The organism is Pseudundibacterium arcticum, assembly GCF_042646465.1.
Classification (GTDB): Bacteria; Pseudomonadota; Gammaproteobacteria; order Burkholderiales; family Burkholderiaceae_D; genus Undibacterium_A; species Undibacterium_A arcticum.
In genome coordinates, this window is sequence record NZ_JBHRTP010000052.1 from 1 (window position 1) to 22,302 (window position 22,302).

The following is a 22,302-nucleotide window of genomic DNA, read 5'->3' on the forward strand; positions in this document are numbered from 1 at the left end:
TTTCTGGCAGGCCTCCGAGGAGGTTGAGGAAATCAAAGCAGACCCAGAGGCCGAACCTGTCAAGAAGGCGCCCGATCAAGCCAGGCAAAATCTTAAGCGGATCAAAATCGATACCTTTGTTGGCATGGGCTTCTCCAACTTGGTAGCGTTCTTCATTATGCTGACAACGGCAGTCGCACTACATTCGCATGGCGTGACATCGATAGACACTTCCGCCCAGGCTGCCAGTGCGCTGCGGCCGCTCGCCGGAAAGTTTGCCTTCGCCTTATTCGCGATAGGAATCATTGGCACGGGGTTGCTAGCCCTGCCGGTGTTGGCTGGCTCTGCTGCCTATGCCATGGCCGGCGCGTTCAAATGGCGCAACAGTCTGGAACTGAAACCGTCGCTTGCAAAGGCGTTTTATAGCGTAATCATCCTCGCCACATTGGGTGGTATTGCGCTCAGTTTTACGTCGCTTGACCCGATCAGAGCGCTATTCTGGAGCGCTGTCATCAATGGCGTCATTTCCGCGCCGATTATGATGGTGGCGATGCTCCTGGCCACTAACTCAACAATCATGGGACAGTTTGTCATCGGGCGAACGCTTAAACTATTCGGGTGGCTCGCAACCGGATTGATGGTCATCCCGGTATTGGTAATGCTTTATACGTTGATTTGGTGACAGCGAAATTCGATCGCCTTCAGGCCATTGCCATTCATGCGCTGCGGCCAACCGGTGCAGGACCGACTGTGGACCGCGGACACCGGAAACGCTGCGAGGCGGTGGGGAGGGGTAGGCTGCACATTTAACGGCGCTGATGCCGGCCGCCACCGAACGCGAAAATTCGCACCGACAGGAACTGGCAAATACCGGGTGCCGCCCGTGGTGTTTTGCCTGCCTGTTGAAGACATCGCTGCGGCCGCATCTGGCGAATTCCTGCAAGGCGGCGGCCCCAAGGTCGATCAGTGGAACGCGCCGCTGAAGGTGGCGGAGGTGGTGTCTGACGATGCGCCGACGCAATATCAACACGCTGGAGAATTTACGTAGGTTTGAGCCGGAGGGACCCACACACTCGCAATCATAATCGGCATGATCCATAACGATTTTCCAGTAGCCGACCCGACGTTTGAATCGACCTGCGGCCCAATCACGGGAACCGTGACGCGAATCGACCGATTTCTGCTGCGCTGCTGAAGCGGGCGGCCCTGAACTAGCGACCGCCGCGTATTTCAGCGTTATCTCGGTGTTATCTCAGTGAACGAACAAGGCAATGAGGATGATGATGGGGATGGGAACGCCAAGCAACAGCAGCAGAAGTGAGCGCATGGTGATCTCCTGAATCAGGGTAGAAAGGGGGTAGAGAGGGCCGATTAAATTGCGCGGCGACCGGCGAGGGAATAATCGGTGCGGTCACGCTGTCTGCCACCAAACGTTGCGCACAGACTGGCAACGAAAGCACCGCACAGCAAGGCCACGAACATCCATAGCGCCGAATACGCCGCGGCCTTGCGCGCCTTGTCGGCCGCCTCCTTGGCCGCCGTGTCGGCGTCGTTGATCGCCTTGCTGAACTTGGCGTAAGTATCGTTGACGCGTTTTTCGGCATCGGCCTGGCTCAGGCCAGTGCGCTTTGCCACGACTAGCGAGAGATATTGGCTATCTTCGGGGCTCAAGCCTCCCGACCGCAGGTCGTTGGCGAAGATTTTCACGGCTTCCTGACGGGGCGCCGTATCCATCGCATCGGATGCGGCTTGCGGAGAGCGAAACAATGTGTCGACAAAATAGCCGGTTGGTCCGCTGCTCGCATCTCCCCTATTGGCCGTCGCGGTCGTAGCAGCGGCCGTAGCGGTGCGGGCCGCAGCCGCCCCTGCCTGGATCCCGCCGCTCAGTACCGAGCCGACAGCCGATGTCAAAAACGCCGCGGTTGCCAGAGAAGCGACCGCCCAGGCAAAGAAACCATGTGCCGTGTCGCGAAAATAAACTTCATCAGCGTGCACATTCGCCCATTTGATGCGCAAGCGTCCAGCGAGGTAGCCGCCCAGGCCTGATGCGGCGATCTGGGTAAAGGCGAGCCAGAGGATGGTCGACATACCAATGGTCGCTGCACTGGCGCCGTTGTTCGCCCAAGGCGACACGGCGGAAAGACCCAGGCCGAATCCAAGAACGACTAATATTAAAGAAAGCGCGGCAGCGGCGGCGGCGCCGGCGAAAATTGCCGCCCAAGAGACACCCGATGCTGGCATCAGTATCTGTGAATATGGCGGCGGCGGTTCGCCCTTCTGGCATTACGGACCGTGGTTGCATGGATGTCTCTCCTTCTTGTTCTTCGTTGTAGGAAACAGGTATTTCTTTCTTTTCCTTATCGCCGAAAATTAATTGCCCATCCCTGAGCGCGATGGCGTCCGGAAAACATGACGTAGTGAAGAAAGTCTACACAATCAAAAGGCAGCTTGTTTGATATGCAACATAAGGAACCTCTTGAGGTACACCGGGCAAGTGTTTTCGCTGCGAAAACTTCGCATGCGCGGTGATGAAGTCGAGTTGATCAAGAATCTTGCTCCGATTGAATTTCAGCAATACAGTCTGTTTTCATTCTTCTTCAAGACTGGCACGCGTGTTGAGAAACGTTTCAATGCGTTCGTCGTCAGGTCGTTACCGCCGCCCTTTTCAGTGCCCGGCTCGATATCGAAGCCGATTTCACGGACAGGGGAGGGTCGGCCGCGATTCGCGTAGCGGTAACAGCTTATCGCCGCGGGACACCAGATACCGCGCAAATCCTCGCTGTATTGGTGTATAGCCCGAGCACGCGCCTGCTATCGACTTCGATTTTATCGAAGGCTTGAGCAAGGCGTCGCGCGACCGGTCGATGTTTAGCGGTATTGCCAAAGGCCAAATTATGGTGAAGCAATTCGGGCACCGACAGGCACTATCGACAACAGGATCCGATGACAAATAATTCAGCAGTGCCGGGCGAATAGCTTGGTTTGGCGCAGAGCCGGCATAACTTGCCGATTGCTTTCCTGTTGCCGGCAGATAGAATGAATACGCGCTTCAATTGGAGGAAACACATGAACAGATGTCGCGGTGCATTTGCACTCTGTCTGCTTTCGGTATGCCTTTTCGGTTGCAAAAAAGCCGACACCGCAGCGACCGTCACGCCGGCGGACGCGGGTATGGCCCGCAATCCGAATTCGGTTGCGGCGCCGCCGAGCGCCCTGCCGCCATCCGACGCGGCCATCCCGCCGAACACGCCCGCCGGCACCGCCAGCGACGCGACCAGCGGCCCCGGTCAATCCAGCCCCAGCAACTTGAACAAGGCCCAGGAAGCGACCGCCATGCCGTTGCCCGGCCAAGCCAACGACCATTCCCAGGTTGGGAAGGAGGAAACGAAGAAATAGGCGCGACGATTTGGCATTACATCGCGGCAGCGAATCGTATTGCAGCGCACTATGGCGCTGGCTCAGCCAGCACGTCTGACTCCGCGGGGCATTAAGTTGCCAGGAACAGCGTCGACTCAGTTCCCCTTGCGGCCCTTGGGCTGGGCAGCGCCGGCCTCCGTTGAAATTAATTGGAAAAAAGATGGGACGCCGTGGTGAGACATGGGTCATCGCCCAGGTCGTATTGCTCACCTTGTTTGCTTTTGCACCTCGGTTTGGTCCGCCTTGGCCGAGCCGCGATGTTTTTCAATTTATCGGTTGGGCGCTCGTCCACATCTTAGCGGTGCCAACAATACCGCCGAACCGGTCGTTGCGCAGGACGCCTTCGTTGATGCGGTGGCGGCCGCCGTCGCGACATCATCGGACACGACCGAACCGGTGTCGATCGATGCCATCACGGTAACCGGTCCGGACAATACCACACCTGTTCCGATAAGCTAGCGTCGTTGACATCCGGAAGTTGTAGACATCGACAGCTGCGGGTCTCTCTTCGGTTTCTGGTTTGCCGCCGCGCCTTGGCAGTTGCGTTGCGGTGCGCGAGCGCTGCGCCCCCGGTACTGTGCGCACCGCATCGATGGTATGGACTTGATCGCTTTGGTGGACACATATCCTCTAATCAGGAGGTGTTCATCATGCAGAGATTCAGAACTCCCTACCCGGCTGATTTCCGCCGGAAAATGATTGACTTGGTGCAGGCCGGGCGGGAAGACGTAAACCCACGCCTTCCACAGAAGCTTGATCAGCTTCTCTTTCAATCGTGGCGATGATCACTCGTCCATGTTTATCGCCAACTACGACCTCGATGTCGATACGCATTTTATCTCTCCGCCGTTCCCTAGGAAAACGCAGAATATGAGCCAATCCAGGGCGACATTGGATCGGACAGTTGGGAGGAAACGCTGATTACGATACAGGCGTTGGAGCAGTTTCACGCCGTGGAGCGACCTCTGTAGCAGCCCTGGCAGGCGATGCCCTCACCTGCCGCAGTATGCCGATGGAATGGCCATCGTTGCTATTGTTACTTAAAAAATCTACGCTCGCGTCGAGCACCAGAGTCTTTAATCTGTTTTGCCGTGATCAGGCCAGTCAAGGCTGCAGTCATCCGAGCGCCTAACTTCTGTTTTTGTTCTTTGGTCGGCGTGACCGCCAGCTTAGTGAACGCGGCATTCATAATATCTGCGGCTGATTGGGGCTGATCTGTGATGAGGTCAACCCAGAAATCACCACCGGTAGATGGAAGCTTGGCCGCGGAACCCTTTGACTTCGCCGATTGCGCCGGCGTTGCCCTCTTCCCGGCCGATTGCTTTTTGGCGCTTTCACGAGTGACAGCAGTACCGGTCAAGGCTGCGGCGTCGACACTGGCCAACTGCGCGAGCGCTTTTTCCAACGCTTCTATGCGCGATTGATAATAATCTCTCCCCTGCTTTGCTTGAGCAAGTTCCAATTGAACTGATTTTTTGGCAGACTGTATGTTGGACATCCTTTTCTCCTAGTGCATTGTTGATATTGATTCGGAACCGGATTGTACACTTTGACATTAAACAGCTAGACAAAGCGTATCAAAAGCTGCCAAGAGTTGGTATTCGTTTCTTTAATAATTCGCCAACGGGATCCGTGAGACCTTTTATTCGTGACCTGAATTTTGTTTCGCCGGCACCTCTGCTGAAGGCGAACTTGACCGCAAGACTACAAAAAATATTCTGCGATGATGGAAATTCCCATTGGTACTTCGCTTTGTTGAATTTCCCCTGGAATTCCTTTGCGGCGTCGTGGAATGCCCCGTTTAGTCTGCGGTCGAACACCGGCCACGTTTTTATCGTGACATAGCGCCGGTACCAAGCGATATCAAGCATCATGTTTTTTTTCAAAAATGACCTTGATTTCGTGTGTGGGTGCGAAGTTATAAAGGCGTAGCAACCACAAAGCCAGCTGAAGAATCAAGTGACATTATTGCCATAATGTCGAGTATTATCGGAAGGTGCCAATTCCAGATGCGTCAGCGCTCGTCATGCCTTCTACCAATCTACATCCCGCTATGCTGCCCGCGCTCGCGACGATCGAAAGCATCCAACTGCCCTCCCACATCGATGGTCGCGATGGCACCAACCGGGCCACCGGCAATCGTCCGCAAATCGCTGCTGATAATGATGTCGATGCGATCAAGGCATGGCTCGCGCGCTTTATCGACCCAAGACCACGTTTGACAATTACCGCAAGGAAGCCGAACGCTTGCTGCTCTGGTCGACCACCCAGCTCGGGAAACCGTTATCGTCGCTCACGCACGAAGACTTATTGCTCTATCAGCGGTTTCTGTCCGATCCGCAGCCGGCATTCCGATGGGTGATGCGCGATGGCCGCAAGTTCGCGCGCGCGCATCCTGAGTGGCGGCCGTTCGCTGGACCGCTCTCCCCTGCCAGCCAGCGCCAGGCGATCATCATTCTCAATACGCTGTTCTCGTGGCTGGTCAATGCCGGCTACCTCGCCGGCAATCCACTGTCACTGTCGCGCCAGCGCGCCCGCAAAGCGAAGCCACGCATTACCCGTTACCTCGAAGAAGATTTGTGGAGTGAAGTGAAAATGACGATCGATGCGATGCCGCAGGAATCGGATCGCGAACGCGAGCATTACTATCGCGCACGGTGGCTATTTTCTCTGCTGTACCTGTGCGGCTTGCGCATCTCGGAAGTGGTCGGCAACACGATGGGCAGTTTCTTTTGCCGGCGCGACAAGGATGGTGAGGAGCGCTGGTGGCTCGAGATCCTGGGCAAAGGCGACAAGCTGCGGATCGTGCCGGCGACGAATGAATTGATGGTCGAACTGGCGCGCTATCGCAGAGAAAAAGGCCTTGCATCCTTCCCGTTAGCGGGCGACGACGTTCCGCTCCTTTTGCCGATCGGCCGTGGCACAGAACCAATGACGCGCGGCGCTGTGCATGCAATAGTGAAGAAGGTATTCGAACACACTGTCATCCGGCTCAGACAACGCGGCGAGCAATACCAAGCGATAGCGGATCGTGTCGAACAGGCGTCGGCGCATTGGCTGCGACACACGGCCGGTTCGCACATGGCCAATAGCGATGTCGACCTGCGGCACGTCCGTGACAACCTGGGACACGAATCGATCGGCACGACAAGCAACTATCTGCATTCATCGGACGACAAACGGCATAAGGAGACGGAGGAGAAACACCGCATCAAGTGGTGACATACTACGGAAGTAACGACGGCCCGGTCAATTAGACGAGGGGGTGCTTATGGATATCAGCTTTCCGCGCGACATTGAGGCGCATATAGACCCCAGCGAAGGGGTTGCGTTCCAGGCTATTGTCGATGGTGACAGAGTATGGTGCGTTATTTCACGCGAGGCGCTTGAGGATCATTTCGACGTCACTTCCTCGTCTGGGCAGAGTTGGGTTAGTACTTTTAATCAAAACAGGGGACGCATCGAAGAAGTGGCCACGCGCCTGTTGGAGCGTAGTAGTGGAACTGAGAGGCTTCTGAGTACGGGAGATTTCTGACTGCCATGTGTATAAGTTCAAACATGATCGCGTGTTGGAATGTGACTGTCAGGACCCGTCGAGCCTAGCGTTCTTCAAAAAGCGAAGGCATGTGCTCCCCCATATCTAGTACAGGGTGTCGTTCGGACAGAATGCGTATCTCAGATCACGAAGCTCGTCTTAAATGTCTCGGTGTCTAGGCCCACAATCCCGCAAAGAGCTACGCCGTGCCACACGGATCCTTCGTAAATCAAGTCCTGATGATGGTGACCATGAAACGCAGCGCGCACAGCCATAGATTCGGCCAGCTTGGTCAAAGCCAAGTTTCCATCGAATATGGCAAGAAAAAACCCGCGAGAGCTAAGCTCAAAGCGGGTCTTGAATAAATTGGCATCGCAATTTCAACATATTAGCTTTACCCATAGGCGCGACGCCCCAGGCTTTCCTTGATACTCAACTCATTGGCGCCGAATCAACCTCGCCTGTTACTTCCCTGCCCTGCGCTTCGCCGCCTTCGGATCGACCGCGTCCTTGAAGCCTGCGCCCGCCACGAACTTCGGGACTTTGCCGGCAGGAATCTTGATTTTCGTGCCCTTACTTGGGTTGAATCCTGCACGCGCGGCGCGGCTCATCTGCTTGAAAGTTCCGAAGCCCACAATACCGACCGTATCGCCTTTCTTGACGGTGGCAACAATGGTCTCAGTGATAGTCGCAATGATGCGCGCGGCCTCAGCTTTCGACAGTTCATGTTTGGTTGCAATCTTTTCAGCGAGTTCTAAACGATTCATGTAAGACCTTAAAGGAAAGAGTGGCCCGAGGCCACGGAAATGGCTGGATGCATGAAATGCAATGCCAGAGCCTATTCTCTCGCATCTGTTTCCTTGCTGCAAGCAATGACGGATTTACGGTGATATGGTGTATTTCGGCCGCACTAATCTGTTGAATTTCACTCTACGTCGCCTAGAACCAGGGCGACATAAGGTCATCTGACTCCTACTGCGTGGGCTCTTCGAGGAAGTTCTGAATTTCCCGAATCAGGTGCATGCGGTTCTTCTCGGTGCCGATCGAATGCGAGCCTTCCGATAACAATACGAGACGCCGCTGCTTAACGCCGGAAAGCCGCTTGAAAATCTCCTGCGCCATGGCCGGAGGCGTGAGCGCGTCCCACTCACCGACCACCAGCATCGTGGGAGCGCGGATTGCAGCCGGATCGTACGTTGGTTTGCCTACCGCCCAAAATCCACCGAAGTCCTTCATCGCGCCATTGGGCGAGCGCAGCACGGGCGGCTTGCGTGAAGCCCCGACCGGGTCAGTGGCAAGGTTTGCCGCCCACCACTTGTCATACCACTCTGTCGGGCTGATCTCCTCGACGCGCTCTTTCGGGATCCCGGCTGTTTGAGTCGCTCGCACGCTCTGTTTGCGGATGTTAAATTTAAAGATGATGTACACGAATGGGCGCCAGTGACTGAAAACAAAAGCTTTTTTGAACATGCCGCCGCCACAGTAGGTAACACCAAGGCTGGATTTGGCGCACTCCTGTCACTTTTGTGTTCTGTGGGGCGAGTATTTCTTCCCGACGCGGTAACGTTACTCGCGCAAGCTTTTGAAAAGTCGCAAAATCGCGAACTACTGGATGATCCGAATGCGGCATTTCAACTCGAAATTTTGCTGCGCAAGGTCTGCTATGAACACGGAACAAATATTCGTCAACGCCCCGCATTACACCGTGCAACGCTGGCATTGCTTGACCAACTGGTTGAACACGGCTCACACACGGGCTTCCGTCTCAGGGATTACATCGTTGCACCGCTTCCTGCAATTTCATGACGAAACCGGAAACTTTCCTCATGTATAACCGGCCATATAGATTAGGCGACCATCTTGTAAGTTGGCAAACGAAGTACTGTATATAATCGACGAACATAGGAAATTGTTGGCGCCGATGCGTTATCGCTAACTACTGGTTGCGGGTTTCTCGTTCAAGCGGAGTGAAAGCGTTGTGCGAGAGGGCGGCATCTGAAGAGCGAGACGTTGTGGCCGTTGGTGCGACGATGTTGGCGCGAAACGGTGGCGGTTTTTCGCTGGAGCGGACGAGCGACATCCTGGCGCGATGCGCCGATCATGCAAGACAATGGCGCTTGATTAACCCTGACAGAAGTGCCGCAGGTTGATCATCGTATAGGCCAAGGTTTTAAAGGCGTAGTGCAGTTGGCTGAGGCGCTCGAACCGAAGCAGCAAGCGCCGGAACTTGTCTTCCCAGGCGAACACCCGCTCGATTGTGTTGAACCGCTCTTCAAAAATGTCGGGATCGAAGAACGGCTTGCGTCCGCGCTTGGATTACTTTCGGCCGCGCGGGTTGGCGTTGATATTGGGGTCATGCCGCGATTGAAAATCGCCTTGCGGTTGAGGCGGCAATCGTAGGCGCCATCCAGACTGACGATGGCGCCGCGCAGGGAGAAACCGACCGCGCGGGCGATGCGCATCACCTGCGGCAAGCCTTCGCGCAAGAGCGGCGATTCATTCTGATTTCCCGGAGCCGCCACAAACGGGGCGATCACGTTGCATTTCCGTTCGCAGAACGCGACGAGCTTGTCGCCCTTCACCCAGGTATGACGTGGTGAATTTTGGGAATCGGATCGGCATCCGGTTCTTTCCCCATGGATTCAAAACGACGCATTAGAATCGCGTCTGCAGCGAACAGCAACTGCGAGCAACTGCACTCACCGGAGACCAACCTTGAACAAACGCGAATTCCTCGCCACTGCCGCGCTCGGCGCCGCATCGCTGCCGTCGCTGGCGCTGGCCGGTCCAGCCAAGCGCACCGAGCTTGCACCCGGCCCGACGCTGCTGACCGTCACCGGCGCGATAGGAGCAGGCAATCGCGGTCCGCTCGATCCGGCGCTGGACCAGATGATGACAAAGCAGGGCGTAAAATTCGACAAGGCGCATGCATTCGAATTTGCCGCGCTGACCGCACTGCCGGCAGTCACGATCCGGCCGACGCTGGAATACGATGGCAAGCCGCACACCTTGCGCGGGCCGCTATTGACCGAGGTGCTGAACGCGACCGGAGCCGCGGCCAATGCGGGCGGCAACATCCTGCTGCGCGCGATCGATGGCTATGCGGTCCTGGTATCGCTGGCGGACGCGCACAAATATCGCTTTATCGTCGCGACCGAACTTGATGGCCGTCCGATGCCGCTGGGTGGACTGGGGCCGTTATGGGCGATGGTTGACGCGGACCGTTTTCCGGACATGGCGGCCAAGCCGGTCGCTGCGCGTTTTACCTTGTGCCCGTGGGGTCTGTATCACATCGAGGTGCAACGCGGTTAGTGGCGTGCCGGCCTGAATTGTGCAGCACCCAAAGAAAAAGCGGCGAACTGCCATGCAATGCGCCGCTTGCTAACGGCTGGCGTCGACCAGGACACGCAGTTGCACACCACGAAAACCCGTACCGTCGTATATTGCAGAGGGAATCAAAAGGCCCCCGTTTACGTCATTTGCAGTAGTTAACAACTTTTTTGCGTAAGTCCTTCTAACACCATGAATTCAATTGACATTCGTTTAGGTATCATCAGTGCGTTGCCTGAAGAACAGGCAGGACTGATAGAGCACATGCAGCACGCCCAGTCCATCCCACGCGGCATGCGTGACTTCATTACCGGCAAGCTGTGGGGGGTAAGTTCGGTGTGCGTGGTGTCGCGGATAGGAAAAGTTGCCGCAGCAGCAACAGCGACGACCTTGATCGAGCGTTTTAACGTCACGCACATCGTTTTCACCGGTGTGGCTGGCGGTGCCGATGGCGACGTCAGGGTTGGCGATATCGTCGTGGCGAACGGCTTATTGCAACACGATATGGATGCGTCGCCGCTGTTTCCACGGTTTGAAGTGCCGCTGACCGGCTTGAGCTGGTTTGCCGCAGATCTGTCGTTGACCACGCAATTGAAACACGCGGCGCAGCAATTCCTGCTGCAGGATTTCATGCAGGAAATCAATGACGCCGATCGCGCTGAATTCAAGCTGAAAACGCCGCGCCTGCATTGCGGCTTGATCGCCAGCGGCGACGAATTCATCGACTGCGACATCAAGCTGTCGAGCTTGAAACAACATTTGCCGGCACTGCTGGCGGTCGAAATGGAAGGTGCCGCGGTGGCCCAGGTTTGCCACGAATTCGGCGTGCCGTTTGCGGTGGTGCGGACCATTTCGGATGACGCGAATGGCGATGCGGCAATCAATTTCACGCGCTTCATCGAGCAGGTGGCGCGCTGTTATGCACGTAATATCCTCCGCCGGTTTTGTGCGTCGCTTGCGCGCTGATATTTTTAAATATTGTAAATTATTGGCTCGTCAGGGAAATCTGTGGGTGATTTTTGAGGTATTCCGTGCTGGCGAGAGTCCGATTTTCCGTGAGTAGGGAAGAAAAGACGATTCGGCTTGGCACCGACTTACCCACCGCGGCGCACGTTCATGGTCTGAATAAGGACCACGTACGCCGCCACGGATAAGTCTACGTTGCCGGTGGCTCAACGCTCAGACACCACGCCTGCCAGCCGATAGCGCTGTGCCGGGAATGCTGTGTCAGGAAGCCATCAGGAATCGATGGAATTTTCGGCAGGTTGAGTCGAAGGAGTTTTGAACAGCACCATAAGCTGTTCGCCAGGAATCAGGTCGCGTTTCTCGTAGCACCAGCTTGTCGGCCAGTTGGACAAGTCGGGACAGTAGGCGGTCAGGTTCGCCTCCGATAAGACCCTGCGGAATACGCAAAATTCGGCGGAAATAGTCCAATATTACCGACCGGCCGCAAACGACCCAAACCGGTCTGTCTTGCTTTGCAAAAGCGGACGCTCGACGCCCAGGTTCAAGCCGACGGCGAAGGCCAAATCACCGCTCGCAAGGTATGCAGCGCGGCCCAGGATCTGACCAGGAGCCAGAAGGCAGCAACCACAAAGAAGAACGATGATTTGCCTATGGCTGCCAAGCCGGGGAGCGGGCGATGAATAGTGGGCTTAAGTGCAGCCATAATCACTTCGTCTTGTAGCCTGCCGTTACCTCGTTCTTATGCGCTGCGAAGGCGGCGAGGACTTCTCCCTTTTCACGCGGAGGCACTTTGGCGAAGTCAAGACTGCGTCCCAGTTCGGCCGCGACCTCGTCGAATTCTTCTGGGGAGATCTTGAGGTCACGATGCGCCGCCTCAAGGCCCAAATGAGTTTTACCCGGCTTTGTTGGCGAGAATTTGAACGGCCCGCCCGTGACCTCGCAGACCCACAGGGTTCGCATGAACTTGAGGCCCGGCAACCTGTCCAGGTTCTCCGTGTGCCATTTCCTGAGGGCTGGGTTCTTGGAAGTCTTTCCCACGATCGGGTTCTGCACAACCGCGTCGCTAAAGTGGTCAACTACGGCGGCGATAGCGAAGACGCCGCCAAGCCGTTCATACAGACTCTTCTCGGTCTGTGCAGCCGCTTGCAGTGGCAGTGCCATTGCGAATAGAGATAGTATTGCGATTAACTTCTTCATAAAAAACTCCTTGATATGAATCATCGCGCCGCAAGTTCGACGTGCGAAGAAAGATAGCATGTAAGGCGACGGTAGGTCTTTGCGCCAGCGCACATAGGTGAGTGACATGCGGGAACCAACTTCTATTTAGATCGAAAAATTTATGTGTATCTCGGGACGCTGTCCACCTGTCCACCTGTCCACCTGTCCACCTGTCCAGACTGCCAATATGCCCGAAATCCGCATCATCACTCGCGTTGCCAATTTTGGCCGAATTAGACATCAATAAAAATCCGTGAAAGGCGTTGAAGCAACAGCTTGTGTTGCTTGCGCGGATGCGAATGTCCGCTTTGAAGCGAAGGTACGACTGGCCGGTTCTGGCCGGGTGCTGCCGGTCGCAACTATGCCCATTGTCCGCGCCTTCCGTTGACCTGCATGGTCAATACCAGCGAATTGGCGTTGGAGCGGTCAACATTGACCGGCGCGCATGGTCAACATCACCGACATATGCATTTCTGAACCAGGCCGCCGATTTTCACTGCTCTTGTTCAATTTCTGAGATCTCACAGAGGGCAACCATTTGCCACGTGTACGAGTAGATCAACGAATTCTGGCACTCTGGATCAGAGACGCGTCAGCCCCAACAACCCGGTCTCAGTAGATGCTGCCGCCGTTGCCGGTCGAGTTCAATGCGCCATGACTGACGTCGATGGAATATGACCAGAAATTGGCTGTAACGGCATTGGTTGTCGCGCGCCAAGTGCTGACGTCGAACAAATTTGCCGAGCGTGTCGCGGTCCCCGTCAGGCGATTGACTGGTGTATTGGCCATCGTAAAAGTTCCGGTGCAGGACTTGTCAAGCGCCTTGGCCGTAACCGTGCTTGTCGCATCGCACATGGGCGAAGAAATCGTATTCATAAAGTAGGCGTATCCCGTGACGCCGGGATTGGCGACGATCGATGCCTGGACGTCACCCGTAACAGGCTCCGTCTCAAGCAGCAGCGCGATCTGCTCATTTACCGCGATCGCGTGTTCGTTGGTAATCGTCGCTGCGGCAGGAGATACCCAACCGTCAGCCAGGTTGCGGGCCATGAACGCGAGCGTGCGTCCCATGCGGTCACGCGTGTTGAAATGTGAGTCGGTCACGGTATTGAGTAATACCGACAAGGGCGCATTGCCAAGAACGACTGAAGGCGTGTTGGCCGACCAAAAGTCCTTCTGGAGATTCATGTAGGCGTTGTATGGGTTGGCAAGCGCTTGCGCCGAGGTGACCGAGTAGGTCGCTCCTCCCACGTAGTTAAAGTTACCTAACATCATGAGGCCCGCACTCGTGCCGCCAAATGGGAGTTGTAGTTCCTGATTTGTTGCTGGACCAGATTTTCCAGTAGTGTTCCCTTCCACTGCGCGTAATAAACACTCTGATCACCTCCGGCGATCCATATGACGGCGGCGTTCTGGATGTAGCTGTTCAATGTGGGATCGTTGGCGGCAGCACGATCAGGAACGACCAGCGTCTGGACTGCAGCGACGGGACCGAGCTTGTAGATGTACTTGTCGTAGTCACCGTTTCCGGTAGACCGCAAAACGACAACGTTGCCGAGATGTGCCGGCGTGGCCCCACAGTTGGCCTTATTGATCATCCAGGTGTAGGCCTGACTGACATCCGTACCACCTCCCATAAGGACGGCTGACGGTGTCGAAGGGGCGCAGGGCAAGCCGACGGCAGGCGTCCCGGTGGTAAAAACGCTGAGTTTGGTTTTGCTGGCGGCATTGGCTGTCAGGGATGCCCCCATAAGCAACCCCATGGTTGTCAGGGCTAGGCCTCTGACGAAATTCAACACGGCTTTGAAAGCGTGAATATCAAGATCCTTCATCGTCGTCTCCCTACTCGCGGAAATATTGTCTGTTCTTTGTAGCGCGAATCGTCCACTAAATTCCTCAACACCGATACGCGCCAAATCAGGCGGGAAGTCGAGTCTGCCTGAGAAGCACGCGCATAGCAAGGGTACTCCGCGTCGGCCAACCCGCAATGTGATATTGCCCCCGGATAACCGGACACAGGTCAGCGCTTAATTTGCGTCATTTTCCTTAGCCTGACGCGCCAGCTCCCTCCTGAACATGCGAGGCGATTTCAGCTTCAGCGCAGAGTGCGGATGGACCTCGTTGAAATGCGTAAAAGCGTTTGGCAACGGAGCAAGTACCGCCTCGGCCGTGCTGCGATCCATCTGGCTAACGTAGTCCCTTTTCAAGGTGTTGACGAAGCTCTCGGCCATGCCGTTCGATTGCGGGCACACCGGCGTATGGACTGGTGTCAACCCAAGCTGTCGAGCCACGGCACGCGTCTCGTGGGCACGGTAGGCGCTGCCGTTGTCACTCAGGAATTGCAAGTTGACCGAGCAAGCCCCAATTGCTCGAAACGTTTCTTGAGAAGCACCGGCACCGTCGCAAGCAATTTACTCTCGCGCTCGCGCAATATCGTCTCGAACGTCGCGTCCAGGTCGGCAAGTTGCTTGAGCCTTGGCGACGCCAATCACATGCATAATATTAGCCTGACCCATTTTTCTTCGCGCGGCTTGATCGGTCTGCGGCCCGTCAATCACAAACGTTTCTATCGGCTGATGAGAGAACACCAGCTGTCGCTACCGAAGGCGGCCCCGAGTTACCTTGCGAAACGCTCACCGCCGGCGACGCCGCAGGACTTGGCGAGCCATACCTGCATCTGCATGCGACTGCCGACCTATGGCGGCTTATACACCTGGGAATTTGAGAGAAAACGCCATGCGGTGACGCCCGGAATCAGACAAACCTTGCTCGCTATGGTCACAACCAATACAACCTATTTTTTTGACACTCGCGCCACCGGAGTTTTCTTTGCATTGCCCGGTTTCTCTTTTCCGCTTTGATCGAGGCAAAGCAAAGTATCTGCATACGACATGAACCGGTTGAGATAATCAGGTGAGATGTCGCGCATCAATGCAAGCGAGCGTAGCACCAGCATGTGCGAATTGATGGGGCCGGCATTCTTTGGGGCTTGCTTAAGTGCTTGCGCTACTTGCTTGTCAACGCTGAGTTTTGACCAGGTGTTCCTGAAATTCCGTATGACTTTCAGCTCGGGACGCGATCCGGCATTGCGATCCACACGTACGCCAATATGTTCCGGAGAATGTTGCTCAAGTTGGCGCACCAGCTCAGCCAATGATGCGTGCTGCTCGCCGGCCTTCAGCGTGTCGACGAATAGCTTCAATCCTTTGAAATCGCCGGCGGCAAATCGCTGGTTCAGATCGACGGCCGCATGCGGATATTGCAGCACTGTCAGGGCAACGATCTCCTTGGCATCGCGTTGTGCTTGCTCAAAACGTTCTTTGAAAACCGCGAGCGCTTGCGCCAGCTTGGCGTCGAGCATGCGCTTGACGTTTCCCTGATGCGCCGTTGCGCGTTTGGCTAGCACTTCAATGTAATGCAGGCGCACGGGATCGAACTGATGTGCGCCGGCCGTGCGCAGCGAATCGATCAACGCGTTGAAATCAGGGGGCGCATCCAGCGGTGCGTCCGCAAATTTGCTGTAACCCGCTTCACTCATGCGACGGCGATTTGGCGTTGGGGATTTTTGGTACGGGCGCCATTTCTACTCGGCGGTTTTGCGCGCGCGCGGCGTCGTCGGTGTTGGGCTTGACCGGTTGCTCGGCGCCGAACGCTGCTGCAAATACCATGGAAGACGGCATCCCTTCCTCGATCAAAGTACGGGTGACTGTTAGGGCACGCTGGGCCGACAATTCCCAATTGTCGGCGAAGCGGCCGCCGCGGATCGACTTGTCATCGGTGAACCCGCTCACCATGAGCAGTTCATCGCGCGCCGTCAGATAAGCTCGCAGCGGTGGCACCAGACTGGTCAATAGCCGCCGGCCTTCGGGCTGCAACTGGTCCGAGTTGAGTGCGAACAGGACTTGACCGCTGATGCCGATGCGTCCGTTGTTCAAGGTAATGCGTCCCGTTGCCAGCGGAATCGCCAGGGCCTTTTCCAGACTCGTGCGGCGCTGCTCTTCGATCTGGCGCTTTTTCACTTCGTCTTGCAGGTGCAATGTCAAGTCCATCTGGACAGCCACTACGCCCACGAGTATCAGCACAAAAGCGCCCAGCAAGCCTGACATCAAGTCGCCAAAAACCGCCCAAACCGGCGCCGTGTGCTCCATGCCGGCATCGACGTCATCCACACTGGCATGCATCACTTGACCTCTTCGGCAAATCTGGTTTGCTTGGCAGGGAGTTGACGCAGCTCTTCGAAGATTTCTTTTTGCGACCTCATGGAGAGGTCAATAATTTCGCGTGCCTGGGCCACGTAATAGGCGAGTTGCTCGTCGCCTCGCAGCATCGATTTATCCATCGCGCCTTCAATGCGCTGCAGGTTGGCGATCAGCTTTTCGTTGGCTTCATTGAACGAGTTCACAGCAAAACTGAAGGCTTCACTAAGGCTTGATACTTCGACGGCGCTGCTGGTGACGTGCGCCGCGATGTCGGCGAGCTTCGCGGATTCGGTGGCGACATTTTCTGAAAACGCGCTGCCCGCAGTGTTGAGTGCCACCGCCGAGGAGGCCACCAGCGAATCGATCACGGCGCGCTGTTCAACGGATGCATGATTGATCGCATTGAGCAGTGCATTGAGGGTTTCCATGATGCGACTGCGTTCAACAAGCAATTCGTTGTCGCGCGCAACACTGTTGGATATCTCCTGGCGCAATTGCCCGATCACTTCTGCGGCGGCGCGTGGCGCTTCCGAGGCGGTTTGTATGAGCCGCGTGATCGGATCTTCCAGCCCAGCGCCCAGCGTTGTCAAATGACTTGTCAGCGCAGTTTGCAAGGCATCTTGCAATTGCGCCAGCCGCTCAACGGCGGCAATGCCACGCTGGGCTTCTTCATCTTTGAGCGCGCCGAGTTCGGACCGCAACATGCTGGTCAGTTGATCCATGCGTTCGCGGTGCTGTTCGATCCACTGCCCTTCGGCGGCGATGCGACAGCGCATCAAATCTTCGGCACAGGTGATCAAGCGTGTTGTTTCGACGAGCGCATTGCCGGCGCTGGTCTGCGTTTGTTCGGTAATGTCTCGCGCGGTCTGGGTCAAGGTGTCGCAAATTTTCTGTTGCTGCGTCAACGTTTGCGCGCTCGTTTGTTGCAGTTCGTGAGCGAGCCCCGCGGCCATGGTTTCCAGCGACTGCGTCCATGCTTGCAGCCGCTGTTTGTCGCGCTCTGCCTGATCGGTTTGCAAACCGGCGTAGGCGGCGCCAACGGTGGCCACAAGAGCACCGGAACGTTGTTCGAATGTGTCGTTGAACGCATCCAGTGAGCGGCTCACGCTCGACGCGATGCCGGCACTCGCTTGCTCGTGGCTGCCGAGTGCCGCCGTCCAGGTATTGGCTACGGTGGTGGCGGTCATGCTAAACCGAGCGGAAATCCCGTCGAGTTGCGTCTGCACTGTGTCGGCCACGCGTGCGTGCATCAACGTCGCTTCCTGTGCGATGCCGTTCATCGCAGCCTCGACCACGGGCTTGATACTTTCGCCGGCAACATGCGCGCTTTGACTCAAGCTCTCGCGCAGGGATTTATCGACTGACGATGCCAGATCGGTATAGACGTCTTTGACATCGCTGTGAAAGCTCTCTTGATTGCTGAGCAAGCGCTGATTCAACGCTTGGCTCATGCCCTCCATCTGCGTCATCATCGCGTGCAATTTATCGACGACAAGAGGCAAGGCCTGCGACTGCAACTGCAGCGCCTTGAAGGTTTCCTGGCGCTGATGTGTCAGTGAAAAGCGACGTAATACCGTGGCAATTTTGGTGTCCAGCAGGTGCGCCGTCAGCATTCTTTCACGTCGGCTGAGTGCCGACATCAAGCCCAGCATCGCCGATGCGGCAACGCCTGCCACAGATGTGCCGAACGCCAGTCCCAAGCCCTTGACCGGCACCGCAAGTGCAGAGCGGATCGCCTCAAGATCGGTCGTTTTTTCCAATGCAAAGACCGCACCATTGAGCGTGACGACCATACCCAGAAACGTACCGAGCATGCCCAGCATCACCAGCAGTCCGACCAGATACGGCGTGAGGGCGGGACCGGGCAAACCGACACGTTCGCCCTCGATGCGCAAGCGCACGGAATTTTGCAGTGACGCATGCACGCTGACCAGCCACTGCTCGAGGTCTGCAAGATTTTCAGGAATAGTCATAAGCGCCGTGGCTAAGGTAGTGCTGGCCTGACGAAACTGACGCAGTTCGAGCGCACCAAACACATAGACCGCACCGATGATCGTCGTCATCGCCAGCGCCAAGACACTGGAGCCGAAAAATCCGATAGCGACCCAAACGACACCAACCGCGCCCAGGAAGAAGGCGGTCGTAAATAAGTACTTATTCAATTTTTCACTCATTACGTATCTTGTTCACGTTTATCGTTATTGGATGTGCCAGTAAGTGCTTCAGTCAGCCCCACCGTCGGTTGCAAGCGCAGCTCCAATTCAGCCAGCAGCAGCGTTTGCATGTCATTGCAAAAACGCGCCAGCCAGGCTCCCGGTTGCGACCAACCGGCAGGGTTGTCGGCCTGCTGCGTATCAACCAGCATTTGCTGATGTGCCTTGAACAATTGCTCGAAACGTTTCTTGAGAAGCACCGGCACCGTCGCAAGCAATTTACTCTCGCGCTCGCGCAATATCGTCTCGAACGTCGCGTCCAGGTCGGCAAGTTGCTTGAGCCTTGGCGACGCCTTCGCAAGCGCATCCCGTGCATTGACCCGCAGCGGATAAACGCTCAATTGCATGTCGCATTGATGCGCATCATAGAAGCGCCGATATGGCGTGTAAGACGCCGCAAGGTCCATCGGGAGCTCGAACGGAGGTGCAGGCAGCGCAATATGTGTTCTGCCCAATTTGGGCGAACAACTCTTCATGATCGAATCGATCAAGCCAGCCCGTATCCGATCGAATTCGATACCGATGGCAGAACGCGCGACGCATCGCGCTTCGGGTTGCAATTTGCGTGAGCCGGCAATGCTGTCGTTGTGCACGGCAGACAGGGTGACGGCGTCGGTAAAGTGTATCCACAGGCCCAATTTTTCCGCAAACGCATTCCCGGACTCGGCATCCTCCGCAAGGCGCAGGTCAGCAAGGCAACGAATGAGTTCTGAACCGTGGAAATTCGTGCGCGGTAACGCTCGCGTCATATGCAGGTGCAATCAAAATCGGAAAAAGTGGGAAGTAGTGCGTGTTGCAATTCGCATAATCATCTGTTTTTGATATGCTCCGGCGAATCTGAACCCGTATCGGCGGCCATTTCACGGCATACGTCCGACCGCGATTATATCGCGGCAGGGTTGGATGCCCAAACGGGCGGGAAGTTCGGGGATACCGGCGATGGTTACCGTCGCCGTGTTCGTTTGATCCTGACGATCACTTGCAGAACAGGTCCTTGTTTACTTTTGAGATGAGCGGGGCTACCCGCATGGATTCCCCAGCCTGACGCGCGACAACGTCCTGCACGCGCAACAGCGTGGCCCGTTCGGCGCCACGTTTTCAAGCGCCCGCACGAGCCCGGGAAGCACATCCAGGCGTCTACTCGTCTAGCCGCAATCCGAATGGAACGATTGTTGCCACGGTTGTGATCATCCTCAAGCAATATCGATGACTTCATGCAACGGTTTGCGAGGTTTCTACCGCCAGTTCCCCGATATCCGGTAACCCACGCAAGTGACGGTGGAGGTTCTGCGACCAGGTATGCGGACCAGCGAGAGTGCCAGTTTGCCACCCAGCCAGCGATCATTGGCGCCAAAGGCGATCGGTGTGGCGACAGTCGTATCGAACAGGATGTCGGTGATGCAGCGGAAGCGGCCGGTCAAGATTCTCGGACTGCGGGCTGCACCCGACCCTGAAGAGACATCCGCACCCTTGAACTCGTCACCCCGAAGCAGCCGCTCGGCCTTGTCGGGCGGCTTGTCCGGCGTACCAACCGGCCGAGGCGGTCTATTCCGTCATCCCCGCCGCTCTCAGCGGGTCGCGGAAGCTTGCATGCCAGAGAGGGCTTTCTCCCTTCAAGAAGAAGTTCGTTGCTCCGCCAGAGTCCGTGCTGCCATCGACAGTGGGAAAAAGACCGCTTCTACTGCTGAACACAACACCGACGATGTGGCCCGGTGCACGATTGAGGAAGTCGCTAACTCCGAGTCTCAATGCCGTTGGTTGCTCGCCCGGGTCACTGTCTTGTTCTTGTACCGACAGCAACTGATCTGCATCGATGTCTTGCAACGCTACCCAGAACAAAGCGCCACGCTTGCGTGTGAACTGTCGCGCCGCGGAGTCGTCGAGGGTGGAAAACACCTGATCCAGCACGTCGTCCTCAACTGCACTTTGCATCACGAATGCCAGCATGCCGCCCGCAGGGGTTCCGTACACGGCTGCTTCGCGATTCGCTGTGCCTGTCGCCGCGTCGATGGCCTTCCTCCAATCCTCGCGGCCCTTGTCCTTCGCCGCTTCGATCGTGGCAGGATCGAAGGACTCTATGCGCACTTCCGTACCTCCACCCAAGGTCGCGCCGCTCCCGGCCACGATTCGAGCAACGACTTCTCTCGCGAGTGCGACTCTTTCCTCTGCGTCTATCGGTAAGCGATAAGGAACGGTCAGCACTACCGCAAGCCCCGAGCGCAGGTTCTGTGCAACGCCGGCCACGTCTCTCCACAGCTCGCCCCAGAACTCCAGCGCATCTCGGCGATGGATACGGCGGCCCTTGTTTGCAGAGATGGACTTGCACTCGACCTCAAGCCCACTGGGACCGAGATCCTCGATCAGGAGATCAAAAGAACCCCCGTTTTTCTCTCTGTGCCATGCCACACGATGTCCTCGACGGACGAAGTGGGTCGCTGCCAGCAGTTCCAAACGCAGACCGTGCATGTTTTCAGAACTGCTGAAGGCGGTTCGGACACGTTTGACGAATGTTTTGGCCTGCTTGACCGTGCTCCTGTCCAGGACTTTGAGTACCTGTGCAGCGAAGGCCAGAGACGGAAAGATGCTTGGATCGTTGCAGGCCTCGTGCGGCACCGTGCCAAACCGCGCGACCAGTCTTCGCAGCCGGTCCAACTGATATGCGATGGCGTACTCCGAACGCAGGTAGTCACCGAGAAAATGATTCGACCGAATCGCATCTTCCTGCCGCGCCACCGCAGCTTGCCAGTATGCCGCACCAATTGCGCTCGCGAGGCGCCGGTACACTCCGGGCACCTCCGCTGTGGTCATCTCAGTAGCTGGCATGTCGCCTCTTTCTTGTTGTTCTATCAAAAGTCAAGACTACCAAACTGGAGGGCCTCGAAAGCTGACCGTCGTGACGGTCTGCTCCTGGCCGGGTGCTGCCGGTCGCAACTATGCCCATTGTTTGCGCCTTCCGTTGGCCTGCACGATCAATGCCAGCGAATTGGCGTTGGAGCGGTCAACATTGACCGGCGCGGATGGTCAACATCACCGGCATACGCAGGATGGGCACAAATAACCAACATCACAATCTGAACTCGCATCCCTGCAGTTGGTAAGCACTCTTGTACCAGGCACCCGTGTGCGGCTTGCTCGCGCTATCGGCATAGCGCGCCTCGACGTCGGCCAGCTGCTGCTCGAACATTTCACCATCCGGCGTATCGGCATGCAGTTCGGCCGCAAATCTGGCGCTCGCCAAACCGGGTTTTTGCAGCGCCAACGCGAGCATCATGTCGTGGTGACGATCGGCCCCGAGGCAGATCATATCGGCATCACGCTCTTTGCCGTGCTGCCAGTAATCGCGAATCACGCTGCGCCCGAGCGCCGCCAGCTCGGGCGGTACGCCGGCCTTGAGAGCCTGCTGTTCCCATTGATCCCAGATTTCGTGGTTCACGGTCAATTCCAT

Annotated in this window: 27 protein-coding genes and 2 pseudogenes; 11 read left to right on the plus strand and 18 right to left on the minus strand. The window is 56.5% G+C overall.

The genetic code is table 11. The annotated features are described in order from the left end of the window. Both ACFOFO_RS15970 and ACFOFO_RS15975 read left to right on the plus strand, forming a co-directional pair. On the plus strand, window positions 1-661 hold a 661-nt coding region (locus ACFOFO_RS15970), incomplete at its 5' end, for an NRAMP family divalent metal transporter (RefSeq protein WP_390332003.1). A gap of 201 nt (window positions 662-862) precedes the next feature. Continuing rightward, complete coding sequence (locus tag ACFOFO_RS15975) at window positions 863-1,027, plus strand: hypothetical protein (protein ID WP_390329228.1); 165 nt, start codon at window positions 863-865, stop codon at window positions 1,025-1,027. Window positions 1,028-1,350: 323 nt separating this feature from the next. On the opposite strand, the gene ACFOFO_RS15980 is transcribed toward ACFOFO_RS15975, so the two are convergent. Then, window positions 1,351-2,067 carry a hypothetical protein gene (locus ACFOFO_RS15980; protein WP_390329231.1) on the minus strand — a complete coding sequence of 239 codons (717 nt, stop codon included), beginning with the start codon at window positions 2,065-2,067 and terminating at the stop codon, window positions 1,351-1,353. 4 nt (window positions 2,068-2,071) lie between these two features. Here ACFOFO_RS15980 and ACFOFO_RS15985 point away from each other — a divergent pair, with 4 nt between their 5' ends. From ACFOFO_RS15985 to ACFOFO_RS15995, 3 genes are all read left to right on the plus strand, one after another. Then, window positions 2,072-2,353, plus strand: a complete 282-nt coding sequence (locus ACFOFO_RS15985) for a hypothetical protein (RefSeq protein WP_390329233.1) — start codon at window positions 2,072-2,074, stop codon at window positions 2,351-2,353. Window positions 2,354-3,045: 692 nt separating this feature from the next. Beyond that, window positions 3,046-3,375: a hypothetical protein gene (locus ACFOFO_RS15990; RefSeq protein ID WP_390329235.1), complete on the plus strand. Its 330-nt coding sequence runs from the start codon at window positions 3,046-3,048 to the stop codon at window positions 3,373-3,375. 297 nt (window positions 3,376-3,672) lie between these two features. Then, on the plus strand, window positions 3,673-3,855 hold the full coding sequence (locus ACFOFO_RS15995; RefSeq protein ID WP_390329238.1) for a hypothetical protein: 183 nt from the start codon (window positions 3,673-3,675) through the stop codon (window positions 3,853-3,855). Window positions 3,856-4,056: 201 nt separating this feature from the next. On the opposite strand, the gene ACFOFO_RS16000 is transcribed toward ACFOFO_RS15995, so the two are convergent. The 3 genes from ACFOFO_RS16000 to ACFOFO_RS16010 form a co-directional block, all read right to left on the minus strand. Next, window positions 4,057-4,230, minus strand: coding sequence for a hypothetical protein (locus ACFOFO_RS16000; RefSeq protein WP_390329241.1), 174 nt, complete (start codon window positions 4,228-4,230; stop codon window positions 4,057-4,059). A gap of 202 nt (window positions 4,231-4,432) precedes the next feature. Beyond that, window positions 4,433-4,894 carry a hypothetical protein gene (locus tag ACFOFO_RS16005; RefSeq protein ID WP_390329243.1) on the minus strand — a complete coding sequence of 154 codons (462 nt, stop codon included), beginning with the start codon at window positions 4,892-4,894 and terminating at the stop codon, window positions 4,433-4,435. Between the two features lie 79 nt (window positions 4,895-4,973). After that, complete coding sequence (locus ACFOFO_RS16010) at window positions 4,974-5,270, minus strand: hypothetical protein (RefSeq protein WP_390332005.1); 297 nt, start codon at window positions 5,268-5,270, stop codon at window positions 4,974-4,976. A 179-nt stretch (window positions 5,271-5,449) separates the two neighbouring features. On the opposite strand from ACFOFO_RS16010, the pseudogene ACFOFO_RS16015 reads away from it, so the two are divergent. Both ACFOFO_RS16015 and ACFOFO_RS16020 read left to right on the plus strand, forming a co-directional pair. After that, window positions 5,450-6,618 (plus strand): annotated as a pseudogene (locus tag ACFOFO_RS16015) (tyrosine-type recombinase/integrase). A 49-nt stretch (window positions 6,619-6,667) separates the two neighbouring features. Further along, window positions 6,668-6,931 (plus strand): DUF1488 family protein, encoded by a 264-nt coding sequence (locus tag ACFOFO_RS16020; protein WP_390329247.1) that lies wholly within the window; start codon window positions 6,668-6,670, stop codon window positions 6,929-6,931. A gap of 464 nt (window positions 6,932-7,395) precedes the next feature. On the opposite strand, the gene ACFOFO_RS16025 is transcribed toward ACFOFO_RS16020, so the two are convergent. Further along, a complete protein-coding gene (locus tag ACFOFO_RS16025) occupies window positions 7,396-7,698 on the minus strand; it encodes an HU family DNA-binding protein (protein WP_390329249.1) in 303 nt (100 codons plus the stop codon). 205 nt (window positions 7,699-7,903) lie between these two features. Beyond that, the gene (locus ACFOFO_RS16030) at window positions 7,904-8,359 is read right to left on the minus strand and encodes a hypothetical protein (protein WP_390329251.1); all 456 of its coding nucleotides are present in this window, start codon (window positions 8,357-8,359) and stop codon (window positions 7,904-7,906) included. Window positions 8,360-8,371: 12 nt separating this feature from the next. On the opposite strand from ACFOFO_RS16030, the gene ACFOFO_RS16035 reads away from it, so the two are divergent. Continuing rightward, complete coding sequence (locus tag ACFOFO_RS16035; RefSeq protein ID WP_390332006.1) at window positions 8,372-8,737, plus strand: hypothetical protein; 366 nt, start codon at window positions 8,372-8,374, stop codon at window positions 8,735-8,737. A gap of 344 nt (window positions 8,738-9,081) precedes the next feature. On the opposite strand, the gene ACFOFO_RS16040 is transcribed toward ACFOFO_RS16035, so the two are convergent. Then, entirely contained in the window at window positions 9,082-9,513 is a 432-nt protein-coding gene (locus tag ACFOFO_RS16040) for a hypothetical protein (RefSeq protein ID WP_390332007.1), read from the minus strand. Window positions 9,514-9,646: 133 nt separating this feature from the next. On the opposite strand from ACFOFO_RS16040, the gene ACFOFO_RS16045 reads away from it, so the two are divergent. Both ACFOFO_RS16045 and ACFOFO_RS16050 read left to right on the plus strand, forming a co-directional pair. After that, window positions 9,647-10,243 carry a putative pterin-binding protein gene (locus ACFOFO_RS16045; RefSeq protein ID WP_390329257.1) on the plus strand — a complete coding sequence of 199 codons (597 nt, stop codon included), beginning with the start codon at window positions 9,647-9,649 and terminating at the stop codon, window positions 10,241-10,243. 210 nt (window positions 10,244-10,453) lie between these two features. Continuing rightward, entirely contained in the window at window positions 10,454-11,227 is a 774-nt protein-coding gene (locus ACFOFO_RS16050; protein ID WP_390329259.1) for a 5'-methylthioadenosine/adenosylhomocysteine nucleosidase, read from the plus strand. A gap of 705 nt (window positions 11,228-11,932) precedes the next feature. Here ACFOFO_RS16050 and ACFOFO_RS16055 read toward each other — a convergent pair. From ACFOFO_RS16055 to ACFOFO_RS16070, 4 genes and pseudogenes are all read right to left on the minus strand, one after another. Then, window positions 11,933-12,532, minus strand: a complete 600-nt coding sequence (locus ACFOFO_RS16055) for a group I truncated hemoglobin (protein WP_390332009.1) — start codon at window positions 12,530-12,532, stop codon at window positions 11,933-11,935. Between the two features lie 525 nt (window positions 12,533-13,057). Further along, on the minus strand, window positions 13,058-13,720 hold the full coding sequence (locus ACFOFO_RS16060; RefSeq protein WP_390332010.1) for a type 1 glutamine amidotransferase family protein: 663 nt from the start codon (window positions 13,718-13,720) through the stop codon (window positions 13,058-13,060). Continuing rightward, window positions 13,717-14,277 carry a hypothetical protein gene (locus tag ACFOFO_RS16065; protein ID WP_390329265.1) on the minus strand — a complete coding sequence of 187 codons (561 nt, stop codon included), beginning with the start codon at window positions 14,275-14,277 and terminating at the stop codon, window positions 13,717-13,719. The genes ACFOFO_RS16060 and ACFOFO_RS16065 overlap by 4 nt, the downstream gene beginning before the upstream one ends. A 195-nt stretch (window positions 14,278-14,472) precedes the next feature. Beyond that, window positions 14,473-14,790, minus strand: a pseudogene (locus ACFOFO_RS16070) (integrase core domain-containing protein); the annotation flags it as partial. Window positions 14,791-14,826: 36 nt separating this feature from the next. On the opposite strand from ACFOFO_RS16070, the gene ACFOFO_RS26610 reads away from it, so the two are divergent. Then, window positions 14,827-15,306, plus strand: a complete 480-nt coding sequence (locus ACFOFO_RS26610; protein ID WP_449369377.1) for a type 2 periplasmic-binding domain-containing protein — start codon at window positions 14,827-14,829, stop codon at window positions 15,304-15,306. Here the strand turns inward: ACFOFO_RS26610 and ACFOFO_RS16080 are convergent. From ACFOFO_RS16080 to ACFOFO_RS16110, 7 genes are all read right to left on the minus strand, one after another. Next, window positions 15,240-15,917 (minus strand): DUF2894 domain-containing protein, encoded by a 678-nt coding sequence (locus ACFOFO_RS16080; protein WP_390329269.1) that lies wholly within the window; start codon window positions 15,915-15,917, stop codon window positions 15,240-15,242. The genes ACFOFO_RS26610 and ACFOFO_RS16080 overlap by 67 nt on opposite strands. A gap of 58 nt (window positions 15,918-15,975) precedes the next feature. Then, entirely contained in the window at window positions 15,976-16,626 is a 651-nt protein-coding gene (locus ACFOFO_RS16085; RefSeq protein ID WP_390332040.1) for an OmpA family protein, read from the minus strand. Beyond that, window positions 16,626-18,806: a DUF802 domain-containing protein gene (locus ACFOFO_RS16090; protein ID WP_390332011.1), complete on the minus strand. Its 2,181-nt coding sequence runs from the start codon at window positions 18,804-18,806 to the stop codon at window positions 16,626-16,628. The genes ACFOFO_RS16085 and ACFOFO_RS16090 overlap by 1 nt, the downstream gene beginning before the upstream one ends. 11 nt (window positions 18,807-18,817) lie before the next feature. Beyond that, window positions 18,818-19,618 carry a DUF3348 domain-containing protein gene (locus tag ACFOFO_RS16095; RefSeq protein ID WP_390332012.1) on the minus strand — a complete coding sequence of 267 codons (801 nt, stop codon included), beginning with the start codon at window positions 19,616-19,618 and terminating at the stop codon, window positions 18,818-18,820. A 474-nt stretch (window positions 19,619-20,092) separates the two neighbouring features. Further along, the gene (locus ACFOFO_RS16100) at window positions 20,093-20,278 is read right to left on the minus strand and encodes a hypothetical protein (protein ID WP_390329275.1); all 186 of its coding nucleotides are present in this window, start codon (window positions 20,276-20,278) and stop codon (window positions 20,093-20,095) included. A gap of 124 nt (window positions 20,279-20,402) precedes the next feature. Continuing rightward, window positions 20,403-21,680 carry a hypothetical protein gene (locus tag ACFOFO_RS16105; RefSeq protein WP_390329276.1) on the minus strand — a complete coding sequence of 426 codons (1,278 nt, stop codon included), beginning with the start codon at window positions 21,678-21,680 and terminating at the stop codon, window positions 20,403-20,405. Window positions 21,681-21,921: 241 nt separating this feature from the next. Continuing rightward, on the minus strand, window positions 21,922-22,290 hold the full coding sequence (locus ACFOFO_RS16110) for a hypothetical protein (RefSeq protein ID WP_390329277.1): 369 nt from the start codon (window positions 22,288-22,290) through the stop codon (window positions 21,922-21,924). Window positions 22,291-22,302: the final 12 nt, after the last annotated feature.

Bases quoted from the DNA above. Each gene is read 5' to 3' on its own strand.
- ACFOFO_RS15980 (WP_390329231.1), bottom strand. From the start codon at position 2,067: ATGTCGACCATCCTCTGGCTCGCCTTTACCCAGATCGCCGCATCAGGC.
- ACFOFO_RS15985 (WP_390329233.1), top strand. From the start codon at position 2,072: ATGGTCGCTGCACTGGCGCCGTTGTTCGCCCAAGGCGACACGGCGGAA.
- ACFOFO_RS15990 (WP_390329235.1), top strand. From the start codon at position 3,046: ATGAACAGATGTCGCGGTGCATTTGCACTCTGTCTGCTTTCGGTATGC.
- ACFOFO_RS16000 (WP_390329241.1), bottom strand. From the start codon at position 4,230: ATGCGTATCGACATCGAGGTCGTAGTTGGCGATAAACATGGACGAGTG.
- ACFOFO_RS16005 (WP_390329243.1), bottom strand. From the start codon at position 4,894: ATGTCCAACATACAGTCTGCCAAAAAATCAGTTCAATTGGAACTTGCT.
- ACFOFO_RS16010 (WP_390332005.1), bottom strand. From the start codon at position 5,270: ATGATGCTTGATATCGCTTGGTACCGGCGCTATGTCACGATAAAAACG.
- ACFOFO_RS16020 (WP_390329247.1), top strand. From the start codon at position 6,668: ATGGATATCAGCTTTCCGCGCGACATTGAGGCGCATATAGACCCCAGC.
- ACFOFO_RS16025 (WP_390329249.1), bottom strand. From the start codon at position 7,698: ATGAATCGTTTAGAACTCGCTGAAAAGATTGCAACCAAACATGAACTG.
- ACFOFO_RS16050 (WP_390329259.1), top strand. From the start codon at position 10,454: ATGAATTCAATTGACATTCGTTTAGGTATCATCAGTGCGTTGCCTGAA.
- ACFOFO_RS16055 (WP_390332009.1), bottom strand. From the start codon at position 12,532: ATGTCACTCACCTATGTGCGCTGGCGCAAAGACCTACCGTCGCCTTAC.
- ACFOFO_RS16060 (WP_390332010.1), bottom strand. From the start codon at position 13,720: ATGATGTTAGGTAACTTTAACTACGTGGGAGGAGCGACCTACTCGGTC.
- ACFOFO_RS16065 (WP_390329265.1), bottom strand. From the start codon at position 14,277: ATGAAGGATCTTGATATTCACGCTTTCAAAGCCGTGTTGAATTTCGTC.
- ACFOFO_RS16085 (WP_390332040.1), bottom strand. From the start codon at position 16,626: ATGCATGCCAGTGTGGATGACGTCGATGCCGGCATGGAGCACACGGCG.
- ACFOFO_RS16105 (WP_390329276.1), bottom strand. From the start codon at position 21,680: ATGCCAGCTACTGAGATGACCACAGCGGAGGTGCCCGGAGTGTACCGG.